This is a genomic window from Sulfuriferula thiophila (assembly GCF_003864975.1).
In the GTDB taxonomy this organism is placed as follows: Bacteria; Pseudomonadota; Gammaproteobacteria; order Burkholderiales; family Sulfuriferulaceae; genus Sulfuriferula; species Sulfuriferula thiophila.
In genome coordinates, this window is record NZ_BHGL01000035.1 from 2,939 (window position 1) to 22,653 (window position 19,715).

22 protein-coding genes are annotated in these 19,715 nt (G+C 51.8%); 16 read left to right on the forward strand and 6 right to left on the reverse strand.

Annotated elements, in window-relative coordinates:
• From EJE49_RS11355 to EJE49_RS11375, 5 genes are all read left to right on the forward strand, one after another.
• The coding region (locus tag EJE49_RS11355; protein ID WP_370685828.1) for an REP-associated tyrosine transposase at positions 1-320 on the forward strand (320 nt) is incomplete at its 5' end.
• A gap of 98 nt (positions 321-418) precedes the next feature.
• Positions 419-661, forward strand: a complete 243-nt coding sequence (locus EJE49_RS11360) for a type II toxin-antitoxin system Phd/YefM family antitoxin (RefSeq protein WP_124950915.1) — start codon at positions 419-421, stop codon at positions 659-661.
• The gene (locus EJE49_RS11365; protein WP_124950917.1) at positions 658-921 is read left to right on the forward strand and encodes a Txe/YoeB family addiction module toxin; all 264 of its coding nucleotides are present in this window, start codon (positions 658-660) and stop codon (positions 919-921) included. The genes EJE49_RS11360 and EJE49_RS11365 overlap by 4 nt, the downstream gene beginning before the upstream one ends.
• A 240-nt stretch (positions 922-1,161) precedes the next feature.
• Positions 1,162-1,743 carry a GNAT family N-acetyltransferase gene (locus EJE49_RS11370; protein WP_124950919.1) on the forward strand — a complete coding sequence of 194 codons (582 nt, stop codon included), beginning with the start codon at positions 1,162-1,164 and terminating at the stop codon, positions 1,741-1,743.
• Positions 1,744-1,838: 95 nt separating this feature from the next.
• Entirely contained in the window at positions 1,839-2,366 is a 528-nt protein-coding gene (locus tag EJE49_RS11375) for an REP-associated tyrosine transposase (protein ID WP_124950921.1), read from the forward strand.
• A 79-nt stretch (positions 2,367-2,445) separates the two neighbouring features.
• Here EJE49_RS11375 and EJE49_RS11380 read toward each other — a convergent pair whose 3' ends face one another.
• The gene (locus EJE49_RS11380) at positions 2,446-3,414 is read right to left on the reverse strand and encodes a chromate resistance protein ChrB domain-containing protein (RefSeq protein ID WP_124950923.1); all 969 of its coding nucleotides are present in this window, start codon (positions 3,412-3,414) and stop codon (positions 2,446-2,448) included.
• 139 nt (positions 3,415-3,553) lie between these two features.
• On the opposite strand from EJE49_RS11380, the gene EJE49_RS11385 reads away from it, so the two are divergent.
• The 3 genes from EJE49_RS11385 to EJE49_RS11395 all read left to right on the forward strand — a co-directional run bounded on the left by EJE49_RS11385 (position 3,554) and on the right by EJE49_RS11395 (position 6,444).
• Positions 3,554-3,829, forward strand: a complete 276-nt coding sequence (locus EJE49_RS11385) for an MBL fold metallo-hydrolase (RefSeq protein ID WP_124950925.1) — start codon at positions 3,554-3,556, stop codon at positions 3,827-3,829.
• A 228-nt stretch (positions 3,830-4,057) separates the two neighbouring features.
• On the forward strand, positions 4,058-4,774 hold the full coding sequence (locus EJE49_RS11390; protein ID WP_124950927.1) for a class I SAM-dependent methyltransferase: 717 nt from the start codon (positions 4,058-4,060) through the stop codon (positions 4,772-4,774).
• A 257-nt stretch (positions 4,775-5,031) separates the two neighbouring features.
• On the forward strand, positions 5,032-6,444 hold the full coding sequence (locus EJE49_RS11395) for an MFS transporter (RefSeq protein WP_124950929.1): 1,413 nt from the start codon (positions 5,032-5,034) through the stop codon (positions 6,442-6,444).
• A 203-nt stretch (positions 6,445-6,647) separates the two neighbouring features.
• Here EJE49_RS11395 and ahr read toward each other — a convergent pair whose 3' ends face one another.
• Together ahr and EJE49_RS11405 are read right to left on the reverse strand one after the other, a co-directional pair.
• On the reverse strand, positions 6,648-7,649 hold the full coding sequence (gene ahr, locus EJE49_RS11400; protein ID WP_124950931.1) for an NADPH-dependent aldehyde reductase Ahr: 1,002 nt from the start codon (positions 7,647-7,649) through the stop codon (positions 6,648-6,650).
• Positions 7,650-7,926: 277 nt separating this feature from the next.
• The gene (locus EJE49_RS11405; protein ID WP_124950933.1) at positions 7,927-8,814 is read right to left on the reverse strand and encodes an NAD(P)-dependent oxidoreductase; all 888 of its coding nucleotides are present in this window, start codon (positions 8,812-8,814) and stop codon (positions 7,927-7,929) included.
• A gap of 399 nt (positions 8,815-9,213) precedes the next feature.
• On the opposite strand from EJE49_RS11405, the gene EJE49_RS11410 reads away from it, so the two are divergent.
• From EJE49_RS11410 to EJE49_RS11420, 3 genes are all read left to right on the forward strand, one after another.
• The gene (locus tag EJE49_RS11410) at positions 9,214-9,969 is read left to right on the forward strand and encodes a fatty acid desaturase (RefSeq protein ID WP_124950935.1); all 756 of its coding nucleotides are present in this window, start codon (positions 9,214-9,216) and stop codon (positions 9,967-9,969) included.
• Positions 9,970-10,280: 311 nt separating this feature from the next.
• Positions 10,281-10,568: a hypothetical protein gene (locus tag EJE49_RS11415; protein WP_124950937.1), complete on the forward strand. Its 288-nt coding sequence runs from the start codon at positions 10,281-10,283 to the stop codon at positions 10,566-10,568.
• Between the two features lie 134 nt (positions 10,569-10,702).
• Positions 10,703-11,068 (forward strand): COG4315 family predicted lipoprotein, encoded by a 366-nt coding sequence (locus EJE49_RS11420; RefSeq protein WP_124950939.1) that lies wholly within the window; start codon positions 10,703-10,705, stop codon positions 11,066-11,068.
• Between the two features lie 133 nt (positions 11,069-11,201).
• On the opposite strand, the gene EJE49_RS11425 is transcribed toward EJE49_RS11420, so the two are convergent.
• Positions 11,202-11,633, reverse strand: a complete 432-nt coding sequence (locus tag EJE49_RS11425; RefSeq protein WP_124950941.1) for a DUF3617 domain-containing protein — start codon at positions 11,631-11,633, stop codon at positions 11,202-11,204.
• A gap of 273 nt (positions 11,634-11,906) precedes the next feature.
• Between EJE49_RS11425 and EJE49_RS11430 the strand changes: the two genes are divergently transcribed.
• The 4 genes from EJE49_RS11430 (at position 11,907) to EJE49_RS11445 (ending at position 17,395) form a co-directional block, all read left to right on the forward strand.
• Positions 11,907-12,308, forward strand: coding sequence for a hypothetical protein (locus tag EJE49_RS11430; protein WP_124950943.1), 402 nt, complete (start codon positions 11,907-11,909; stop codon positions 12,306-12,308).
• 42 nt (positions 12,309-12,350) lie between these two features.
• The gene (locus EJE49_RS11435) at positions 12,351-13,199 is read left to right on the forward strand and encodes a PA4780 family RIO1-like protein kinase (protein ID WP_124950945.1); all 849 of its coding nucleotides are present in this window, start codon (positions 12,351-12,353) and stop codon (positions 13,197-13,199) included.
• A 103-nt stretch (positions 13,200-13,302) separates the two neighbouring features.
• Positions 13,303-15,246 carry an AsmA family protein gene (locus EJE49_RS11440; RefSeq protein WP_223246934.1) on the forward strand — a complete coding sequence of 648 codons (1,944 nt, stop codon included), beginning with the start codon at positions 13,303-13,305 and terminating at the stop codon, positions 15,244-15,246.
• Positions 15,247-15,355: 109 nt separating this feature from the next.
• Positions 15,356-17,395 carry a thioredoxin domain-containing protein gene (locus EJE49_RS11445; RefSeq protein ID WP_124950947.1) on the forward strand — a complete coding sequence of 680 codons (2,040 nt, stop codon included), beginning with the start codon at positions 15,356-15,358 and terminating at the stop codon, positions 17,393-17,395.
• A gap of 5 nt (positions 17,396-17,400) precedes the next feature.
• Here the strand turns inward: EJE49_RS11445 and EJE49_RS11450 are convergent, their stop codons facing one another.
• Positions 17,401-18,195: an anti-sigma factor family protein gene (locus EJE49_RS11450; RefSeq protein ID WP_124950949.1), complete on the reverse strand. Its 795-nt coding sequence runs from the start codon at positions 18,193-18,195 to the stop codon at positions 17,401-17,403.
• Positions 18,192-18,701 (reverse strand): RNA polymerase sigma factor, encoded by a 510-nt coding sequence (locus tag EJE49_RS11455; RefSeq protein ID WP_124950951.1) that lies wholly within the window; start codon positions 18,699-18,701, stop codon positions 18,192-18,194. Before EJE49_RS11455 ends, EJE49_RS11450 begins: the two co-directional genes overlap by 4 nt.
• Positions 18,702-18,875: 174 nt before the next feature.
• Here EJE49_RS11455 and EJE49_RS11460 point away from each other — a divergent pair, with 174 nt between their 5' ends.
• Positions 18,876-19,664, forward strand: a complete 789-nt coding sequence (locus tag EJE49_RS11460) for an extracellular solute-binding protein (RefSeq protein WP_124950953.1) — start codon at positions 18,876-18,878, stop codon at positions 19,662-19,664.
• Positions 19,665-19,715: the final 51 nt, after the last annotated feature.

Here is a 19,715-nt window from a genome sequence, read left to right on the forward strand (position 1 = left end):
ACTGCGATTATGCAATGCGCTGGCGTTTGATCAAGAGCCGATTCTCAAGGTCAATACCAAAAGGGGAGCGTATATCGCGTAGCCGTTTAGGCAAAGGCGAACGCGGTATCTGGCAGCGGCGTTATTGGGAACACACGCTCAGGGACGAACTGGATTATGCGAGGCATGTGGACTATATCCATATCAATCCGGTAAAGCATGGGCATGTGAACTCGGTGGCCGAATGGCCTTACTCTTCATTTCACCGCCATGTCGAGATGGGGATATATCCGGCAAACTGGGTCGGTGATGTGGGAGCGATGGCGGCTGGGGAATTGTGATGGGTTTCGCTTTGCTCTACCCATCCTACAAGCTAACTCTGGATTTGACTTTACGTACGTAATTGCGTACTATTTCAGATTCTTCTAAGGAGCGAAAAATGCACACCCTTACCGCCAGCGAAGCTCGTGCCAATCTGTACCGGCTGATTGATGAAACAGTGGAGTCGCACGAACCCATCATTATTTCCGGCAAGCGTAGCAGTGCTGTGCTGCTCTCGGTAGAAGACTGGAGCGCCATTCAGGAAACCCTGCACTTGCTTGCCGTACCCAGCATGCGGGAATCAATAAAGGCAGGCATGGCCGAGCCACTCACAGAAAGTGCCAAGGAGCTTGATTGGTGAGTTGGGAAGTTGTTTATGCCAAGCAAGCAATGAAAGATGCAAAGAAGCTTGCCGCAAGTGGCCTTAAGCTAAATGCACAAGAACTGCTCGCAGTCCTTGCCATCGATCCATTTCGGAATCCACCGCCTTTCGAGAAATTGGTCGGTGATCTTGCAGGCGCATACTCTCGCCGCATCAATATTCAGCACCGAATCGTGTACGAAGTCTTTACCAAAGAGAGAACGGTTCGCGTTTTACGCATGTGGACGCACTATGAGTGAGCCGCGGCTCAACCCGGCATTCGAGTGGGTCTCGCCGAGAAGGGAAAAACTCCAGGCTCGGGTCTTGCAAAACAACATTTAACTTTTTTTACTTGGTAAAATCTTGCGAAATCATGTTTATCTGGAAAATTCGGGGCCAGGTCTAGCTATGTAGCATGAGTTTAACTAATTACATCTATTTTAGACCTGCCCCCGGCGGTTCGAGAGGGGCTGGCTAAAACCATAGGCCAAAGGAATATCATGAAATTTGAGCAAGTGATTTTAGAGGGCAATATTGTAAGGCTTGAGCCATTGTCTTTGGTGCATCGTGACGAATTATGCAGCGCAATATATGACGGTGAGTTATGGAATCTATTTGTTACTTTGGTCCCACATCCCAAAAATATAGACTTGTTCTTTGAGCAAGCAAGCTCTCATTATGAAGCCGGTGACGGTTTAGCTTTTGCTATTATTGAAAAATCCACGAATAAGGTAGTTGGCTCAACTCGTTACATGAAAGCCAATCTTGCCAATAAGAGAGTGGAAATTGGTTTTACATTTTTAGGTAAATCTTGGCAGAAAACCAGAATTAACACAGAAGCAAAGTACTTATTATTATCTCATGCATTTGAAAAACTGAATTTGAATCGCGTTGAGTTCATTACTGATTATCTAAACTCCACGTCACGAGCTGCAATTTTACGTTTGGGTGCTAAGGAAGAAGGCATTTTACGCAGCCACATGGTAATGCCAAACGGCCGTATTAGAGATTCTGTGCTTTATAGCATAGTAAAACATGAATGGTCAGGTATTAAGCAGCACCTTGAAACAAAGCTGGCCTAACACAATCCGGGGTCATATCTAGAATATGAGCTCGTAGGATGGGTTAAGCAAAGCGATACCCATCAAAACAACCAACCTCTGCTACGATACCGCCCATGGCAAACTATCGACGAAACTTTGTTGCGGGCGGCAGCTTCTTTTTCACCGTGAATCTCGCTGAGCGTAAATCCAGCCTGCTCACGGAACATATCGAACTATTACGCGAAGCATTCCGCTATACGCGTAACCGCCATCCTTTCGAAATCAATGCGATTGTTGTGCTACCCGAGCATTTGCACACCATCTGGACTTTGCCTGCTGGCGTCTGCGATTATGCAATTCGCTGGCGTTTGATCAAGAGCCGATTCTCAAGGTCGATACCAAAAGGGGAGCGTTTATCGCGTAGCCGTTTAGGCAAAGGCGAACGCGGTATCTGGCAGCGGCGTTATTGGGAACACACGCTCAGGGACGAACTGGATTATGCGAGGCATGTGGACTATATCCATATCAATCCGGTAAAGCATGGGCATGTGAACTCGGTGGCCGAATGGCCTTACTCTTCATTTCACCGCCATGTCGAGATGGGGATATATCCGGCAAACTGGGTCGGTGATGTGGGAGCGATGGCGGCTGGGGAATTGTGATGGGTTTCGCTTTGCTCTACCCATCCTACGAACTGACCCCGTTATCTGGTCTTGGTGGTCATGAAGCAATCGGGATTTGTCATTTTTCTTGGGGTATTTCCTCGTTGGAATAAGCCATATATAAATCGTTAAAAATAGTTGATGCATAACTGAGTAACATATCGTCATCTGTGCAGCGTTCTCGCGTGCCTTTCAGGATCATTTCCAGACCGGATGCTTCCGCAACAGGGATACCGCCCACATCAAGAAAATGCACTGCTGCAGCTAAACGTGACAAGGCCGAGTCGGTTTCCAGGCTGAAGTTGTTAAGCAGCACTTCAAAAGTAACCAATGAACCAATATGCGTAAATGCAGCACCGTCAAAATCAAACCCCAATGCATCTTTGGGGCAATTTTCCGGCCTATCCAGCCAAATAAACTTTGCGTCAGGATCAATAAAGCGCTTGATCAGCCACGCACTTGCCATACGATCTACCCACAGTCGATTTCGGGTTGCCCATGTGCGCTGCTGGAATTCGTCTTTATTGAGGCGCTTGATCTCGCCGGCGGCTGGTTTGGGTTCGTCCGGATTGGATAGGGCGGAAAACTCGGCTGTTGTTTGAGCGAGGGCTGTGCCAGTCTGTTCTTTTGCCGGACCCGGAAAAAAATCAATAGTGGAAATAGCTGCGAAATCTCGTCCCAGACGCTGCAATGAGCGCCGGGTTGCGGGAATGTTGTGTGCGCCCAAAGCGCTGCGAAGTTCATCAATCTCACGTTTTAATGCAGCATAGTCATCAGTGCGATCGAATAATGCGAGAAAGGTAGCTTCCTGTGCGGAGCTTGTCGCGCTGAGTTTAAGTACGTTAGCTGTTCCACCCGCCTGAATGACTTCTGTGGCTTGCCGTTGCAGGGTAAGGTTGGCGGCTTTATCGTCAGGAAGCAAGTAAACGCCGTCGCGCAGCACGCCACACCCGCTACTCTTTAATGCACGCCAGATGCGCATGCGCGCAGTGGCATTTTGGGTGGGAAGGCTGATGATAAGCGTTAGCCAGTGTGTTTTAATAGTCATGTAGTATATTCTACAGTATGGTTATACTATTGACAATAATAGTTTCGAATGCAAAAGTAGCGCTATCAAAGTCCGGTTTTAAATAGGGAACGCGCTGGTTTTTTGGTAATTTAAATGTAGTTTAAATAATGGAGGTGTCATGTTTCATAAAATATTTTTCGCATTTTTCTTGTTCTGGTCTGCACAGGGTTTTGCCAGTGATCTGCTGCTAAAGCCAGTGCAGGTTGCCCCCAATGTATACGCAGTGATTGGGGATATCGGCATGCAATCGTATGAGAACGACGGCTTGAACAGTAATCTGGGTTTTGTTGTCACGCCGCAGGGCGTGGTTATCATTAATAGCGGCCCCAGCGTGCGCGTAGCAAAGGCGCTGCATGAAGCTATCCGTAAAACCACCTCGCAGCCGGTTAAATAACAATGGTGTCAGGCCTTACATTTGACATAAAATTATCATTTAGTTATGCCGGGCAGGAGCTGGCGTTGCAACAGCAAGAAACCGGGGGGCTGGTGTCAATGTGTTTGTAACTGGCCATGTACATCTCCACAATATCGTCTTTCTAGTTCGACCTTGATATCCCATTTGGTTCACGGCATGATGCGGTTATGAATATACTTTTTATACAGCTTCGCTATGCGTTAAAACATGGGTTCACCAGTGATTGAGTTGGTCCTGAAAAACATTAAAGTTGAGGAGGTCGATGAAGGTATCTTTTCGTGCATTGACCGAAATGACCGTCAGAGCGATTACGACAATAAAGTGAACGCATACGATCTGGTGGTAGGTAACGCTATTTACAACAGAGTCATGTGGGGGAATTGGCCATCCAACTATGCGGATTTTTGCCACCAAGCCTTGACGAGCAAACCAGGCGGAATTTTTCTTGATGCTGGTTGTGGCTCCCTCGTGTTCACAGCCAGCGCCTATGCAAACGCTGATAACAAATTGATCGTGCTTTTAGACCGTTCAATTGGCATGCTCAGGAAGGGCAGGGATAGGATCAAGAAACACAGCGGCGCAATCCCCAAGAATATTGTGTTCATCCAAGGCGATATTTTTAGCCTTCCCTTTCAGGATGCCGCTTTTGATACAGTTGCCTCATTTGGTGTGTTGCATATTTTTGAAGAAAAAATGGACCTTCTTGCAGAACTTGAGCGCGTTAAGAAACACTCTGGCAAAGTATTTTTTTCTAGCCTTGTTGGCAACAACACACTTGGAAGAAGATATTTTAATATTCTAAATAAGGCTGGCGAGGTTGCCACCTGTCATTCAAGTCAATCGCTAATCGGCCAGCTTTCTCCTTCACCATTTGAATACAAGCTGAACACAATTGGAAACATGGCGTATGGCGAAAGCGCATAACATGGCGTTCGAGCGGGATGCGCCAAATGAAGCCACGGGATCAAGTCTTGCAATCATGCATTTTTCTTCATAAAAACAGAGCAACAACGGCGTCTGAATTATAAACGTAGCATTTGAGATGCTGGAAAATCTGGGGGCAGGCCTAGAATAGATGCATCATGCTACTTCTTCCCCTTCCTGAAATAAGCAAATCAGGAATGAACATCCAACGCTGACTATAGTCTATCGGGCATACCAATTAGCCAATAACCTCCCCCATGAGCTCAGACACCATTAAGCGTTACCTGCCTTGGGTCGTCGCCACGGCGCTGTTCATGGAGCAGCTCGACTCGACCATTGTCAACACGGCGATTCCGGCGATGGCGGTGAGTTTGCACGTAACGCCGCTGAGTCTGAAAGCGGTCGTCACCAGTTACATCCTTAGTCTCGCCGTGTGTATCCCGGTCAGCGGCTGGATGGCGGATCGCTTCGGTACGCGCCGCGTATTTGGGACGGCGATCGCACTGTTCACGGTTTCGTCTGTGTTATGCGGACTGGCGCTGAATGCGCCGATGCTGGTGGCGACGCGTATTTTGCAGGGGATCGGCGCGGCGATGATGATGCCGGTGGGGCGACTGGCGATTATCCGCACCTTCCCCAAGGGGGAATTACTCAACGCGATGAATTTTGTCATCATTCCCGCGTTGATCGGGCCGTTGCTCGGGCCGACGATAGGTGGCTTGATCGTCAACTGGCTGTCGTGGCGCGAGATTTTTTTTATCAATGTGCCGGTCGGCCTGATCGCGCTGTATCTGATCTATCATCATATGCCTGATTATCGTGGCGAAACACCGCGCCCACTGGATGTCATCGGTCTGGTGTTATTCGGCTCAGGCACCGCGTTGTTGTCCTGGCTACTGGAAATTTTCGGCGAGCACAGCCTCGATCCGACTTCGTTTGGCGTACTGCTGACACTGTCATTTAGCCTGCTTGCGGCTTACTTCTTGCACGCGCGTGAGCTGACTTACCCCCTGTTGCGGATTACGCTGTTCCGGATTCGCACGTTTCGCGTGTCAGTCGCGGGCGGCTTCATCACCCGGCTCGGTGTCGGCAGTCTGCCTTTTTTGCTGCCACTGCTGTACCAGCTAGGGTTGGGGCTACCAGCCTGGCAATCTGGCCTGTTAATGATGCCGACTGCGCTGGCTGCAATGGGAATGAAGTTGATTTCCTCGCGCGTGCTGCGACACTTTGGCTACCGCAAAGTACTCATCGTGAACACGCTAATGATCGGCGTCACCATCGGCCTGTATGCGCTGGTGGTCGCCGCCACGCCACTATTTGCCATCGTACTGCTCGGTCTGGCGCTGGGGTTTTTCAACTCGCTGCAATTTTCCAGCATGAATTCGATGGCGTATGCCGACGTCGATACGCCGGATTCGAGCATGGCCAGCACCATTTCCAGCACGTTCCAGCAGATTTCCATGAGTTTCGGCCTGGCCTTCGGCTCGCTGATTACCGCCTGGTATCTTGGCGATCTGCCGCAAACTGACCGACTGGCCGTCACCGGCGCGCTGCACCATGCATTTCTGACGCTGGGCGCGCTCACTATCGTTTCCTCGCTGTCTTTCTGGGCATTGCGCCCTCGTGACGGCGAATCAGTCAGTCGGGGCGAATTGCGCACAGGCGAATAAGCCGCTGCCCATAAAATCATGACATCAGGGGCAGGTCTAGCCAGGGCGAGAATTGTTCGTGTTCTGCGAATGTGGACTCACTATGCATGAGTCCATCAAACGCACGTCATGGTCAGTTCACTCCTTCCAACAAAGAACTGACCCCGATTCCTGACGCCATTTCTACCTTTGCATGGCGTGTCGACAATGTCCGATGCACGCCCTTAGCGATGAAGCACTATGCGATAGTGCGCGTCACCGCTTCTTAGTCTTTCGATTGCCTTGTTGATGTCAGTAAAGCTGAATTTCTCGATGACCGGCTTGACGTGGTGGCGCTTGGCGAACTCCAGCATTTTGGCAATGGTTAAAGGGCTGCCCACCGGAGAACCGGAAATCGAACGTTGCGCCAAGATGAGCGAAAACACATTGATATCAAGCGGATCCAGCGTCGCGCCGACAAAATGTAAACGCCCGCGCGGCTTCAGCGTACCGAGGTAGAGATTCCAGTCCAGCTTCACGTTGACCGTTGAAATGACCATGTCGAAACGCCCTGCTGCCGCCTCGATTTCTTTCGCGTCGCGCGAGTTCAAAGTATGGTGCGCCCCCAACTCCAGCGCTTCTTTCTTTTTATCTTCGCTGCTGGTGAATGCCGTGACATCGCAACCCCAGCCATTCAGGAACTGCAATGCCATGTGGCCGAGGCCACCGATGCCGATCACAGCCACTTTGTCGGTGGGTTTGATATCAAACTGGACCAGCGGATTAAACACCGTAACCCCGCCGCAAAACAACGGACCGGCGGACTCCAGATCAATGCCTTCTGGGATCGGAACCACGCTGTTGGCCGCCGCGCGCACCTTGTCGGCAAAACCGCCGTGATGCCCGACAATAGTCGCCTGCGCGGTCGAGCATAGATTGTTGTCGCCTGTCTTGCAGGGTTCACATTCATTGCAATAGCCAGCATGCCAGCCCAACCCTACCACCTGACCGACCTTCAGGTGCTTGACGCCTGCTCCGATTTGTCCGATCGTTCCAACCACCTCGTGTCCGGGAACCACCGGGTATTCGGTAATCCCCCATTCATTGTCGATCACACTCAGATCGCTATGGCAGATACCGCAATACAGAACGTCGATTTCAACTTCGTCGGGCTTGAGTTGGCCGGGATCATATTCAAAGGGCTTGAGTTCTCCGTGTGCTTCAAATGCGGCAAATGCTTTGATCATGCTTGATTTCCTTTTGGCCAATATGGACATTACTATGCATATACCAGCCTTATGTTTCTTGCTGATATAACTTATTTGGAGTTCACAGAATCGAAATGGTTGCGGACAAACCCAGTCTATACACAAAAAACTCAAAAAATCCCGAAAAACACGGGGGTCAGAAAAACATGGGGGGCAAGTCTTGCAAAATGACATTTAATTTTTTCACTTGATAAAGACCTGCCCCGCAACTTGTTCAATTAATGCTTTGAACCACGCTGGCCACACCTTAACCAGTTCAGCCGAAGTTCACACCGGCCTTTTGTTCAAACAGTGTAGCCATTGCTGCGGAATCCTGTTCTCCCAGTCCCGCCTCAACCAGCGCATTGATATAACCCGTCACCAGATCGGTACTCGGTAAATCGACGCCCAGCTCGGCTGCGAATTGCTGCACGATCTGCATGTCTTTTTGATGTAACTGGGCTTTAAATCCTGGCATGTAGTTATGCGTTAACATGCGTTGACCATGCACATCGAGCATGCGACTACCGGCAAATCCGCCGAGCAACGCCTGCCGCACTTTGCCCGCATCCACGCCCGCAGCAGTCGCCAGCGTAAAGGCTTCAGCTATGGCGGCCAGCGTTTGCGTGACGATAATCTGGTTGCAGGCTTTTGCGACTTGCCCTGCACCACTGTCGCCGATGTGCACGATATTTTTACCCATCACCTGCAACACGGGCAGTACTCGCTGAAACACTGCTGCCTTGCCGCCCACCATAATAGAGAGCGTACCATCGATTGCGCCCTGGCTGCCGCCTGATACCGGCGCATCGAGCATTTCGACATTTTTCTCTGCCAGCGCGGCGGCTATTTGTCGCGAGGCTGAGGGCAGTATGGTGCTCATGTCCACGACCACGCTGCCGGCTTTGGCGCCTAGTATCACGCCCTGTTCACCGAGGATGACCTGCTGCACATCGGAGGTATCGGAAACATTGGTGAAGATGATGTCGCAGCTTTGTGCCAGGCTTTGCGGGCTAGGGCTGGGCTGGGCGCCTGCTTGTACGAGCCCTTGCATTTGTTCGGGGCGGCGCGCATAGATGTGCAGCGAGTAACCTGCTTTGAGAAGATTGTTTGCACAGGCGTTTCCCATTACGCCCAGGCCGATATAACCGATAATTGGTTTCATGTAGTTTCTCGTTAAGTATGGAGTACAACAGGTTTAATGCAGTTACGCATCGGCACTAACCGATATGTCGACCGGATTGCCTAGTCGCTGCGCTCGAGCACCGTAAAAGCATGAATGCTACCGCATCCCACTCATTTGACCAGTATTACTCAAAATTGCACTTCAAACTGGAATCCACATAATAATAAAATAGCTGTGTGAAAGCGTTGCCAAAAGATGAATTTAATTGCATTTTTTAGTATGCTTGCTTTACATTCATTACCTTCAAAACCCTAATTTTGCGCAGCTCGCCGACCAATTTAAGTTGATAATATTCGTTGCAAATGGGGGTTGGACTCGACCTCATCGCCCTTGAATGTTATCTTTATCACATTGAAGGAATTCCGCCCGTAATGCACTATGACCCACTCTTCTTATTACGCGACAGATGTTGATGGCAAGCGCTATCAGCGCACAATTCTGATAATCACTGCTTTAGCATTCGTGCAGTTGGCGTTAGCTACTTTACAAGTATTGCCATTTTGGGTGATGGTGATCACCATGCCTATCCTGATACCACGATGGATGCTGGCAGTGCATGAGTTATTTCATGTCCGCAAACCCCAACAAGTCAATTTCATTACACGTTTGCTGCCGATGGCATTCACGCCATTCGTGCTGGGATACAGCGAGCATCAGGAAATTCACTCCCGCCACCATAAGTTTATGTGCACGGAAAACGACCCGGAAATGTTTCAGCTTCGTGGCGGTTATATCTCCGGCTTGTTTAATGCGATGACCATGCCGGAGCAAGCGCCTGTCCGGTGGATCGCAAAAAACGGTATTGATCGGCAATTGGCTATAACGCTGGCTGTCAACGCTGCTATTTTCTTTACTGTTGTTTATCTGGCTGGGTGGAATTTTCTCTGGTATTGGATACCCACCAGAATCAGTTATGGTTTTTCCAGTTTCGCATTCTTCTATTTGTTGCATAGGAGGGGTAAGGATTTCGGCGTTTATTCGCTACAACTGCCTGTAGTTATTGCAAAACTATATGCCGTACTATTTGGCAACGAAGCGCTGCAAGTGACGTGCAATCACGATGTGCATCATGGCAATCCCCGTATTGCTGGCTATGCATTAGCAATGACTAGCCAGCAACGACATAAGCAGTAAAATTAACTACGCATGCCCCAAAAACATCATGGCAAGCATAGTAATCACGACTGCTCCCAAAAGCACCAAACTAACAATATGCAGAATACGACGGGTTGCTTGACTGAATTTTTTCAACAGTTACTCCTTGCGTCTTGCGTCACTTCAACAGCGAATAGCCAGATTTATCGTGACACACTATTTGATCTATCTATTTTATCCATTTATCCTGACTCTTTGCCGACAACGCCATGAAAACATCAGTTAAAGGTCTGGAAAGTTAAGGAAGCCAGACTGCATGCTGACCTTCAATCGAACACTGAGAACCCACAATGAGCAATTCCGAAAAAATCCAGTGCAGCATACATGGCAAAGCCGACATCACTTATGTGTGCCAGCATTTGATCAATGGTGAAAATCACGACTGGTATTGCCACGAGCCCGATGTCGAAACGCCCTGTCCCGACGCATGGTGTGGCGCGTGCCATCAGCATTTCGAGGAAGAAGGCGAATGGAATGAATTTTCGGAAACTGCAGCTGACCTCACCCGCAATATCAAATTACTTTGCCAGGAGTGCTATGAACAGCTGCGGGCACAATGCCAGACGCATTTCATCTAGTAGCAACTAGGGTGACGTGTGCCCTGAACCCTGTTTGCCTGCCGCTAAACTATTTTGCTTCGCCATGGAATAAAACACCTCCCGCCACTGTTTATCTCCCTGCAAGACCCATCAAATTTTTCAGGAGAAAACACATGAATGCCATAACCCGATTATTTACTGCAATCGCGCTCAGCGCCACTATCGCAGGCTGTGCCAGTTATGCCCCAACCAAAATAGCTGACGGCGTGCTGGTCACGGATACGGGCATGACGGTATATACCTTTGACAAAGACATCGCGAGTAGCGGCAAGAGCGCCTGCTATGGGCCATGCAGCACCCTGTGGCCGGCAGTTGCACCTGGCGGTGAAGTGAGTGGCGACTACGGTGTCATTACCCGCGACGACGGCAGCAAGCAGTTGACTTATAAGGGTAAACCGCTCTATCTGTTTGCGAAAGACAAGCAGCCCGGCGACAAACTGGGTGATAACGTCAAAGACATCTGGCATGTGATCAAGTAGGGCAAATACGCCGCCAGTGATAGACACAGGCACTCACTGTGGCATCGAAACGGGCGACTCGACATTCCAGATACAGAATCTAGAGCCTGACAGCAGGACGGGGCATAGCACTCAACCCGTCCTGCAGCATCACTTATTTCTTGCAGTCTCCTATGCGCTTGCCGCTCATATTCTGCGTCATTTCCATGCGCCCCTGCCCCTTGATATTCATGCTGACTTTGGTCACGCCGCTGAAACTGTTGCCGCTATAGGTGACCTTGCCGGAGCTGTCGGAGTCACCCTGCTGGCCGTGACACTGCATGGCCCAGGTCACGGTGTTGCCAACCACGTTGGTACTGGTCATTTTGCAGTCATTGTTTTTATCTTTGGGTTGCGTGGTCGGCACAGCATTGGTTTTAGTCATGCATTGCGTCATTTTCGTCGACTGCATCGCCGCTGCAGGCATGCCGGGCATTTCCATCTTGCTGGTAATTTCCCATAATCCATCTTGCAGATTGGGTTCCGCGTAGGCTACTGCGGCAAGAGAGAACATTGGCAGTAACAGCAAATATTTTTTCATGGTCATGCGCCTCCTGATTTAGCGTGTGTTTTGCGTCCGGCATCCTCCCGACGCAGATGTGAGCAGGTTACCGACAGTGCCGAAAACCCATTATTATCATCGTATTAGATTCGCTGATATAGCTAACGTTAGCGCATATTGGCCAGATATACAAACCCCTTCGCAGACCATGCCAACCGTTTTTTCATATTGCCAGCATAACAATATCAACCCGCTCTTTACTCACGCGGGATATTGCAGCTACTATCGTTCATCTCCGTATGCTGTGAGTCCTGAATCATGCGCTTTATTCTTTTGATGTTACTGTTTGCTACGCTGGCCGGTTGTGCCTCGCTGGAGGAACGCAAAGCTGGCTTCGCCAAGACCGTGGACATTTATGTTGGCAAAAATGCTGATGATCTGGTGCTGGCAAAAGGCCCGCCCTCCAGCTCCTTTACGCTATCAACTGGCGCCAAGGTATTTGAATATTCCCGCAGCCAGACCGTGATGCGCGGCGGCAATTCCTATACCACCATGCAGCCGGTTTACGTCCCCAACGCCAATGGCGGCAGCTGGGTGTCCGTGCCTACCCAGCAATCCACACCCGTATCCAGTTTTGAATATAATTGCAAAATCCTGTTCAAGATTTCCCCTGCCAACATTGTTGAAAGCTGGTCAGCACAAGGTAATGGCTGTTACTAGCAACACACCCGCAATAAATTACCCCACCTCTATATTGAATTAATGAAAATCCCGAAAAGACTCGCCCCGCTGCTCGAAGATGGCCTGATTGATGATGTGATCCGCCAGCTTATGAGCGGCAAAGAGGCGATGGTGTTTGTCGTGCGCTGTGGCGATGACGTGCGCTGTGCCAAAGTGTACAAAGAAGCCAACAAACGCAGCTTCCGCCAGAGCGTTGACTACACCGAAAACCGCAAAGTAAAGAACAGCCGTCAGGCACGCGCCATGGCGAAAGGCTCGCGCTACGGACGCGAAGCACAGGAGGAAGCCTGGCAGAACGCCGAAGTCGATGCCCTGTATCGCCTCGCGGCGGCCGGCGTACGCGTACCCAAACCTTACAACTTCCATGCCGGCGTGCTGCTGATGGAGCTGGTTACCGGCGATGACGGCAATGCTGCGCCACGGTTGAACGATATAGAATTCACTCCGGAACAGGCCCGCGAACACTTCCACACGCTACTGCGCCAAGTCGTGCTGATGCTGTGCGCCGGGGTGATCCACGGCGATCTGTCGGAATACAACATCCTGCTCGGCAGCGAAGGCCCGGTGATCATCGACCTGCCGCAAGCGGTGGATGCCGCCGGCAACAACCACGCCCGCAGCATGCTGGAACGTGACGTCAACAACCTGACCGGCTATTTCGGACGCTATGCGCCGGAACTGCTGCAAACCGAGTATGGCAAGGAAATCTGGGCCTTGTACGAGCACAATGAATTGCGCCCGGATACGCCGCTCACCGGCCATTTCACCGCCAGCGACAAGCCAGTTGATCTGAACAGCGTGATCCGCGAGATCGACGATGCACGCGCCGCAGAGGCTGCCCGACTGTTGCGCATGCAGGAAGAAAAATAAGCCCCTGCCATTACCAAAAGTCACATTGGTATGTTTGGTAACGCACAGATAAGCTGCTATTGCTGTGCAAAAATACTTGCATGTACTCATCTAAATACTTGCCGTGTTACCCCGCATAGCTAAATGGCTGGCCTATATCGTGGCTGCGATGGCCATTCTCATACTTGTGCTTGTCATTTTCTTTGACTGGAACTGGCTGCGCCACCCTGTCGAACGTTTTGTAACTGAAAAAACCGGACGTGCACTGATTATCAACGGCAACCTCAGCGTCAAGCTGGGATGGCCAAGTACACGCATTCAAGTTGCTGATGTGAGCTTTGCCAATCCCGCCTGGTCGAAGCAGCCGCTGATGTTCACAGTCAAACGCATGGACGGTGATATCAATTTACCTGCGCTGCTCAAACGCCATTTCAACGTATTCACGGTTAACCTCACGCAACCACGCGTGTTCCTCGAACAAAACCCGGACGGGCGCAAGAACTGGCTACTGGATCGCAATCAGCAGGATGAAAACGCCACGGTAAAAATTGACCGCATCACCCTGGACGACGGCCAAATCAGTTACACCGACACAGGACACAACACGCAGATTCAGGCAACGCTTTCTACGCGCCAGAACCCGTCACAAGGCGACCTGCCTGCTGATATTGTCTTTACCGCAGTCGGCAAGCTGAAAGGGCAGGCATTAACTGCCACCGGTAGCGGCGGTACGGTGATTGCTCTGAATGATGAAATCACGCCCTATCCGCTCAACGTCGATATCAGTCTGGGCCGCACCCGCTTACATGCAGCGGGCACGGCAACCAGCCTGAGCCGCTTTAGTGCTGTTGATTTGAATATCACGCTGAATGGCACCAGCCTCGATCAGCTCTATCCAATAATCGGTATTGCGCTGCCACGCTCACCCGCTTACTCGACTAAAGGCCATCTGCAACACAGCGCCCGGCAATGGCGTTACGAGAAATTCACTGCCCATATAGGCAAAAGCGATTTGTCAGGCAATCTGCAAGTCGACAGCGCCGGAAAACGTCCGTTTTTAAAGGGGGATGTCACGTTTCAAACACTGAACCTGGCTGATCTGGGTTCACCCATAGGGATGAGCAATAAGAATAAGGGTAAAGCGCCTGATTCAACACAACGAACTACTCACGCTCTGCCTGTCACCACCGCCAATAAACGCGACGTACTGCCTGAACTGCCGTTTCGCACCGAGCGCTGGGACAGTGTCGATGCCGATGTAAAAATCCAGGCAAAACGCATCCAGCGGGCACGCGCCTTGCCGATTGAAAATCTGGTGGCACACGTGAAAATGAATGACTCCATCCTGACACTGGATCCTGTCAGTTTCGGTGTTGCAGGCGGCACACTGGCGGGAACCGTCACGCTCAATGGCCAACACGATCCGATTCAGGCCAAAGTTAACATTCATGCCAGAAAGATACAGCTCAATCAGTTATTCCCTACCATCAAGTTAACCAAAACCAGCATTGGCCAAATGCACGGTGAGTTCGACCTGAGCGGCACAGGAAACGCCGTTGACCAGATGCTCGCCAGCGCGAACGGGCGAGTAGCGCTGGTGGTCGACAGCGGTAAAATCAGCAAGCTGATACTGGAAACAGCAGGTTTGCATCTGTGGGAAATGTTGCAATTAAAAATCACTGGCGACAAAGTCATCACCTTGAATTGCGCGGTGGCTGATTTCGATGTCAAGCATGGCAATTTGCAGACCAAAATCATGGTTCTGGATACCGATATCACGACCATCAACGGTAGCGGCAATATTGACATGGCACAAGAAACACTGAATCTGGAATTGCAACCGCATACCAAAGTCCTCAGCCCGCTGGCGTTACGCAGCCCGATCTACATCCGCGGCAAATTTGCCAAACCGGAAGTCTCGCTCGATAAAACCAAACTTATACTGCGCAGCGCGGGCGCACTAGTACTCGGAGCACTCAATCCGTTTCTGGTCATCATCCCCTTAGTCGACACCGGTCCCGGCAAAGACAGTGCATGCGGCAAACTCATCCATAAAGCGCAGCACTGAGACGCCCTCCACCCGCTGCGAATCCATTCCTCGCTGACATGCATGATTCGCTTGCACAAGGCTAACGGATGAGGGGTAAAATCGTGACAAAACCTAACCGGGAACGATCATGACCAACCGCCTTGCTCAGGAAACCAGCCCTTATTTGCAACAGCACGCAGACAATCCGGTCGACTGGTATCCGTGGGGCGAAGAAGCGCTGCAACTGGCACGTGAGCAGAACAAGCCGATACTGCTGTCGATCGGCTATTCCGCCTGCCATTGGTGTCACGTCATGGCGCATGAATCATTCGAGGATGCCGAGGTGGCGGCGGTGATGAATGCGCATTTCATCAATATCAAGGTCGATCGCGAAGAGCGCCCCGACCTTGATCACATCTACCAGACCGCGCATTACATGCTCACCCAGCGTAACGGCGGCTGGCCGCTGACGCTATTTCTGACGCCGGACCAGATTCCATTTGTTGCCGGCACTTATTTCCCCAAACAGGCACGGCATAATTTACCCGGGTTCATCCAGCTAATGGAGCGCGTGACCGAGTTCTACCGCACCCGCCAGGATGATATTGCCACCCAGAATGCGTCATTGTTGCAGGCGCTGGATACCACCCTGCCGGACAATCAAGCCCATAACAATTTCAGCACAGCACCGCTGGATGCCGCGTGCAAAACCTTGCAACAAAGCTTTGATACGGTGCACGGCGGCTTCGGCAGCGCCCCCAAGTTTCCGCACCCCATGGATATGGAATTTCTGCTCCGCCACGCTGCGCGCAGCAACGAAACTGACGCACGCCACATGGCGCTGCATACGCTGCGTAAAATGGCGGATGGCGGCATTTACGACCAGCTCGGTGGCGGCTTCTGCCGCTACAGCGTGGATGACCGCTGGGCTATCCCCCATTTTGAAAAGATGCTGTACGACAACGGCCCGTTGCTGGCGCTGTACACCGATGCGTATGTGCTGACTGGCGAGGCCGGATTCAAACAAACCGCCTACGGCATTGCCAGATGGGTGATACGCGAAATGCAGTCGCCGCATGGCGGCTATTTTTCCAGTATGGATGCCGACTCGGAACATGAAGAAGGCAAATTTTATGTGTGGACACCAAAACAGATCGCCAGTCTGCTGAGCGTCGAGGAATATGCCATTACAGAAGCTCACTACGGTCTGAACCTGACACCCAATTTTGAACGCAAGCACTGGAACCTGATTGTTGCCCAGCCGCTGGCCGACATCGCCGCCACCCAGAAAATCCCGCTGGAGCAGGCCGAGCAGATACTCGAACGCGCCAGGCAAAAACTGTTTGCTGCACGAGCGGACCGGGTATGGCCGGGTCGCGATGAAAAGATACTGGTGAGCTGGAATGCGCTGATGGTCAAAGGCATGGCGCATGCCGGGCGGATACTGAATCAGCCGACCTGGATTTCATCGGCGCAGCACGCGGTGGATTTCATTCATGCCAACATGTGGCGCGACGGACGCCTGCTGGCGACTTGCAAGGATGGAAAATCACATCTGAATGCCTATCTCGACGACTACGCGTTCTTGCTGGATGCCTTGCTGGAACTGCTGCAAGCTGAGTTTCGTCCGATTGACCTGAGCTTTGCACGCGAACTCGCCGATGTGCTGCTGGCTCAGTTTGAAGACCAGCAGGCCGGCGGTTTCTACTTTACCAGCCATGATCACGAGCACCTGATCCATCGCCCCAAGCCCGGCCATGACAGCTCCATGCCGTCCGGTAACGGCATCGCCGCATTTGCACTGCAACGCCTGGGTTACCTGCTGGGGGAAATGCGTTATGTGGATGCTGCCACCCGCACGCTGGCGCTGTATTATCCGCCACTGTCACGCCATACGGGCGGCTTCTCCAGCCTGCTGATGACCTTGCAGGAGCAGTTCACGCCACCGCAGATCATTATCCTGCGCAGCCCTCCCGGACAAAGCGAGGCCTGGCGCCGCACGCTGCTGGCGCACTATGCTGCCGACAAACTGATCCTGACGCTGGAAGGCGAACAGACCGGGCTGCCAGCCGCACTGGCCAAGCCGCTGACCGAAAAAACCAGCGCCTGGATCTGCCAGGGCACGCAATGTTCACCGCCAGTTCACGATAGCCAGGCGTTGCTGGATGCGTGTTTTATGGCGGGATAAGTCGGTTAGCCGATCAATTGCTGGTATACCGACGATGCCACTGTCTTCAATGTTGCCTGGGGCAGATCGCTGGACAAAGCATAACCCCAATCACGATCGACCCAGTAATAGGTTGCAATCCCACCGCGCTCCGTCACCTGGAAGGCAGTTTCCGGGGTCGGCTGCGCCATACCGCGCAGATAGAGCGTCATGCGCTGGCCGGCTGCGTTCTCGTACATGAACAGGGCCGCTGATTTATTCAATTCTCCGGGCAACAGGCGACCACCTATCAGCCGGAATCCTGCATTCGCCAGATTTGGCGCTTTGATCTGGCGTCCCAAACGTTTGGATAGCCAAGTCAGCAACTGCTGTTGCTGATCTGAATAAATCTCGACGGGATGACGCACGTCAGGGGCATAAGCCAGGTGTGCCACCGCTGCCTGATGCACAAACCGCGGCAGATCCACCTCTTCGCGCGCAGCCGTGAGTCGGGATGACACTTGCCCCGGATAATATGCAGTAATCGCGCTGCCGGTTATCGCACCCAGTGCCACCCAGAGCACGACTCCCGCGGCTTTCGCCCAGTTCATATGCCCGGAATGTCCGGCAGGCAACAGCCGCGACGGGATTGTCTCGTTTAACACCGGACCGTAATGCGTACGCAATGTCTGACGTTGCGCACGCATTTCAGCCACGCTTGCGGCCAGATGGTGATCAGCCAATATTGCTGCTTCCACCTGCTGACGCCGCTCGCTTTCAAGCTGACCATCCACGTAAGCCATCAAATCATCCAGCGTGACTGGTTGTGCATGTATTTTCATTTCATTACCTTCAATTCAACCTGCGGTGTATCCGACAGCATATTGCGCAATTGTTGGCGTGCACGTGCCAGACGCGACATCACCGTACCTATCGGAATATCCAGAATTTTTGCAGTGTCGGCATAACTGAAATCCTCCAGCGTAACCAACAGCAATACCGTCCGCGAGCTCTCCGGCAGACGAGAAACAGCATGCACCAGCTCCATAGCCTCCAGCCTGGCGCCGGGATTAGCAATGACGCTCAGTTCCATCGCGTCATCCAGCGATACATGCGCAGCACGATTTTTCAGCAACACGACCTGATTAATAAACAGATTGTGCATGATGGAAAACAGCCAGGGCCGCAGCTTTGCACCTACGTTCCACAAATGCCACTTGGCATAAGCGCGTTCCAGTGTGTCTTGCACCAGATCATCGGCGTCTTCCGCCCGCCCGCCCAGCAACGCGCGCGCATAACGACGCAGGCTGGGAATATGCTCAATTATTGGATGCTTGAATATAGTCATGTATCGGCACGCTCGGGTTAATAATTCCTCAACCTGCATAGACAGGTGTTACCACAAACTTATTCCCTTTCACCAACCCTGTTGATGAAATACACTCATGCACGGAATAATGCACCACCCGCTCCTGTCTATCTGTGTGCATCTTTTTGCATATACTTTTCAGGAGTGTCCACTATGTTTGCTGTTAAATCCATAGCCGCCCGCAGTTTGCGCGCAGCTACCCTGTTCTCTATCCTCGCTTTTTCCCAGGCCAGCCAGGCGCAGGAAACACTTTATGCCTATGGCCCGGGCGGCCCGGCACCCGCCATGAAGGAAGCCGCCGCCGAATTCGAAAAAACCACCGGGGTCAAAGTTGAAGTCACGGCCGGCCCTACTGGCAAATGGCTGGACAAGGCAAAAACCGATGCCGATCTGGTGTTCAGCGGCTCTGAAACCATGATGACCGATTTTGTTTTTGCCATGGACGGGCAGCTTTCGCACCAGCAGGTCACACCACTGTATCTGCGTCCGCTCGCCATGCTGGTACGTCCTGGCAACCCCAAACACATTAAAAGCGTTAAAGACCTGTTCAAACCGGGGCTGAAGGTGTTAGTCGTGAACGGTGCAGGCCAGAACGGCGTGTGGGAAGACATGGCTGGTCGTAAAGGTGATATCCGCACCGTCACCGCGCTACGCAACAATATCGTTGGCTATGCCAAAAACAGTGCCGAAGCCAAGCAGAGCTGGACGGAGAACAAGGACATCGACGTCTGGCTGATCTGGAATATCTGGCAGGTAGCCAACCCGCAACTAGCGGATGTGGTGCCAATAGAACGCGATTACGCAATCTATCGTGACAGCGGCATTGCCATTACCAGCCGCGCCGAGAATAAACCGGCTGCCAAAGAGTTTGTCAGCTACCTGCAATCTCCCGCCGGTGCACGCATCTTTGCGAAATGGGGCTGGAAAACTGGTCAGAAGTAAGCCTGCTGACCGCTGCTGGCTTGCGGCATGGCATTCGTCTGGCCATGCCGC

What these genes read in the sequence shown, in the direction of transcription:
- EJE49_RS11360 (WP_124950915.1), top strand. Translation starts at nt 419, where the DNA reads ATGCACACCCTTACCGCCAGCGAAGCTCGTGCCAATCTGTACCGGCTG.
- EJE49_RS11405 (WP_124950933.1), bottom strand. Translation starts at nt 8,814, where the DNA reads ATGAAACCAATTATCGGTTATATCGGCCTGGGCGTAATGGGAAACGCC.
- EJE49_RS11450 (WP_124950949.1), bottom strand. Translation starts at nt 18,195, where the DNA reads ATGAAAATACATGCACAACCAGTCACGCTGGATGATTTGATGGCTTAC.
- EJE49_RS11370 (WP_124950919.1), top strand. Translation starts at nt 1,162, where the DNA reads ATGAAATTTGAGCAAGTGATTTTAGAGGGCAATATTGTAAGGCTTGAG.
- EJE49_RS11460 (WP_124950953.1), top strand. Translation starts at nt 18,876, where the DNA reads ATGTTTGCTGTTAAATCCATAGCCGCCCGCAGTTTGCGCGCAGCTACC.
- EJE49_RS11435 (WP_124950945.1), top strand. Translation starts at nt 12,351, where the DNA reads ATGAAAATCCCGAAAAGACTCGCCCCGCTGCTCGAAGATGGCCTGATT.
- EJE49_RS11415 (WP_124950937.1), top strand. Translation starts at nt 10,281, where the DNA reads ATGAGCAATTCCGAAAAAATCCAGTGCAGCATACATGGCAAAGCCGAC.
- EJE49_RS11410 (WP_124950935.1), top strand. Translation starts at nt 9,214, where the DNA reads ATGACCCACTCTTCTTATTACGCGACAGATGTTGATGGCAAGCGCTAT.
- EJE49_RS11430 (WP_124950943.1), top strand. Translation starts at nt 11,907, where the DNA reads ATGCGCTTTATTCTTTTGATGTTACTGTTTGCTACGCTGGCCGGTTGT.
- EJE49_RS11375 (WP_124950921.1), top strand. Translation starts at nt 1,839, where the DNA reads ATGGCAAACTATCGACGAAACTTTGTTGCGGGCGGCAGCTTCTTTTTC.
- EJE49_RS11445 (WP_124950947.1), top strand. Translation starts at nt 15,356, where the DNA reads ATGACCAACCGCCTTGCTCAGGAAACCAGCCCTTATTTGCAACAGCAC.
- EJE49_RS11395 (WP_124950929.1), top strand. Translation starts at nt 5,032, where the DNA reads ATGAGCTCAGACACCATTAAGCGTTACCTGCCTTGGGTCGTCGCCACG.
- EJE49_RS11420 (WP_124950939.1), top strand. Translation starts at nt 10,703, where the DNA reads ATGAATGCCATAACCCGATTATTTACTGCAATCGCGCTCAGCGCCACT.
- EJE49_RS11425 (WP_124950941.1), bottom strand. Translation starts at nt 11,633, where the DNA reads ATGACCATGAAAAAATATTTGCTGTTACTGCCAATGTTCTCTCTTGCC.
- EJE49_RS11385 (WP_124950925.1), top strand. Translation starts at nt 3,554, where the DNA reads ATGTTTCATAAAATATTTTTCGCATTTTTCTTGTTCTGGTCTGCACAG.
- EJE49_RS11380 (WP_124950923.1), bottom strand. Translation starts at nt 3,414, where the DNA reads ATGACTATTAAAACACACTGGCTAACGCTTATCATCAGCCTTCCCACC.
- ahr (WP_124950931.1), bottom strand. Translation starts at nt 7,649, where the DNA reads ATGATCAAAGCATTTGCCGCATTTGAAGCACACGGAGAACTCAAGCCC.
- EJE49_RS11455 (WP_124950951.1), bottom strand. Translation starts at nt 18,701, where the DNA reads ATGACTATATTCAAGCATCCAATAATTGAGCATATTCCCAGCCTGCGT.
- EJE49_RS11390 (WP_124950927.1), top strand. Translation starts at nt 4,058, where the DNA reads ATGGGTTCACCAGTGATTGAGTTGGTCCTGAAAAACATTAAAGTTGAG.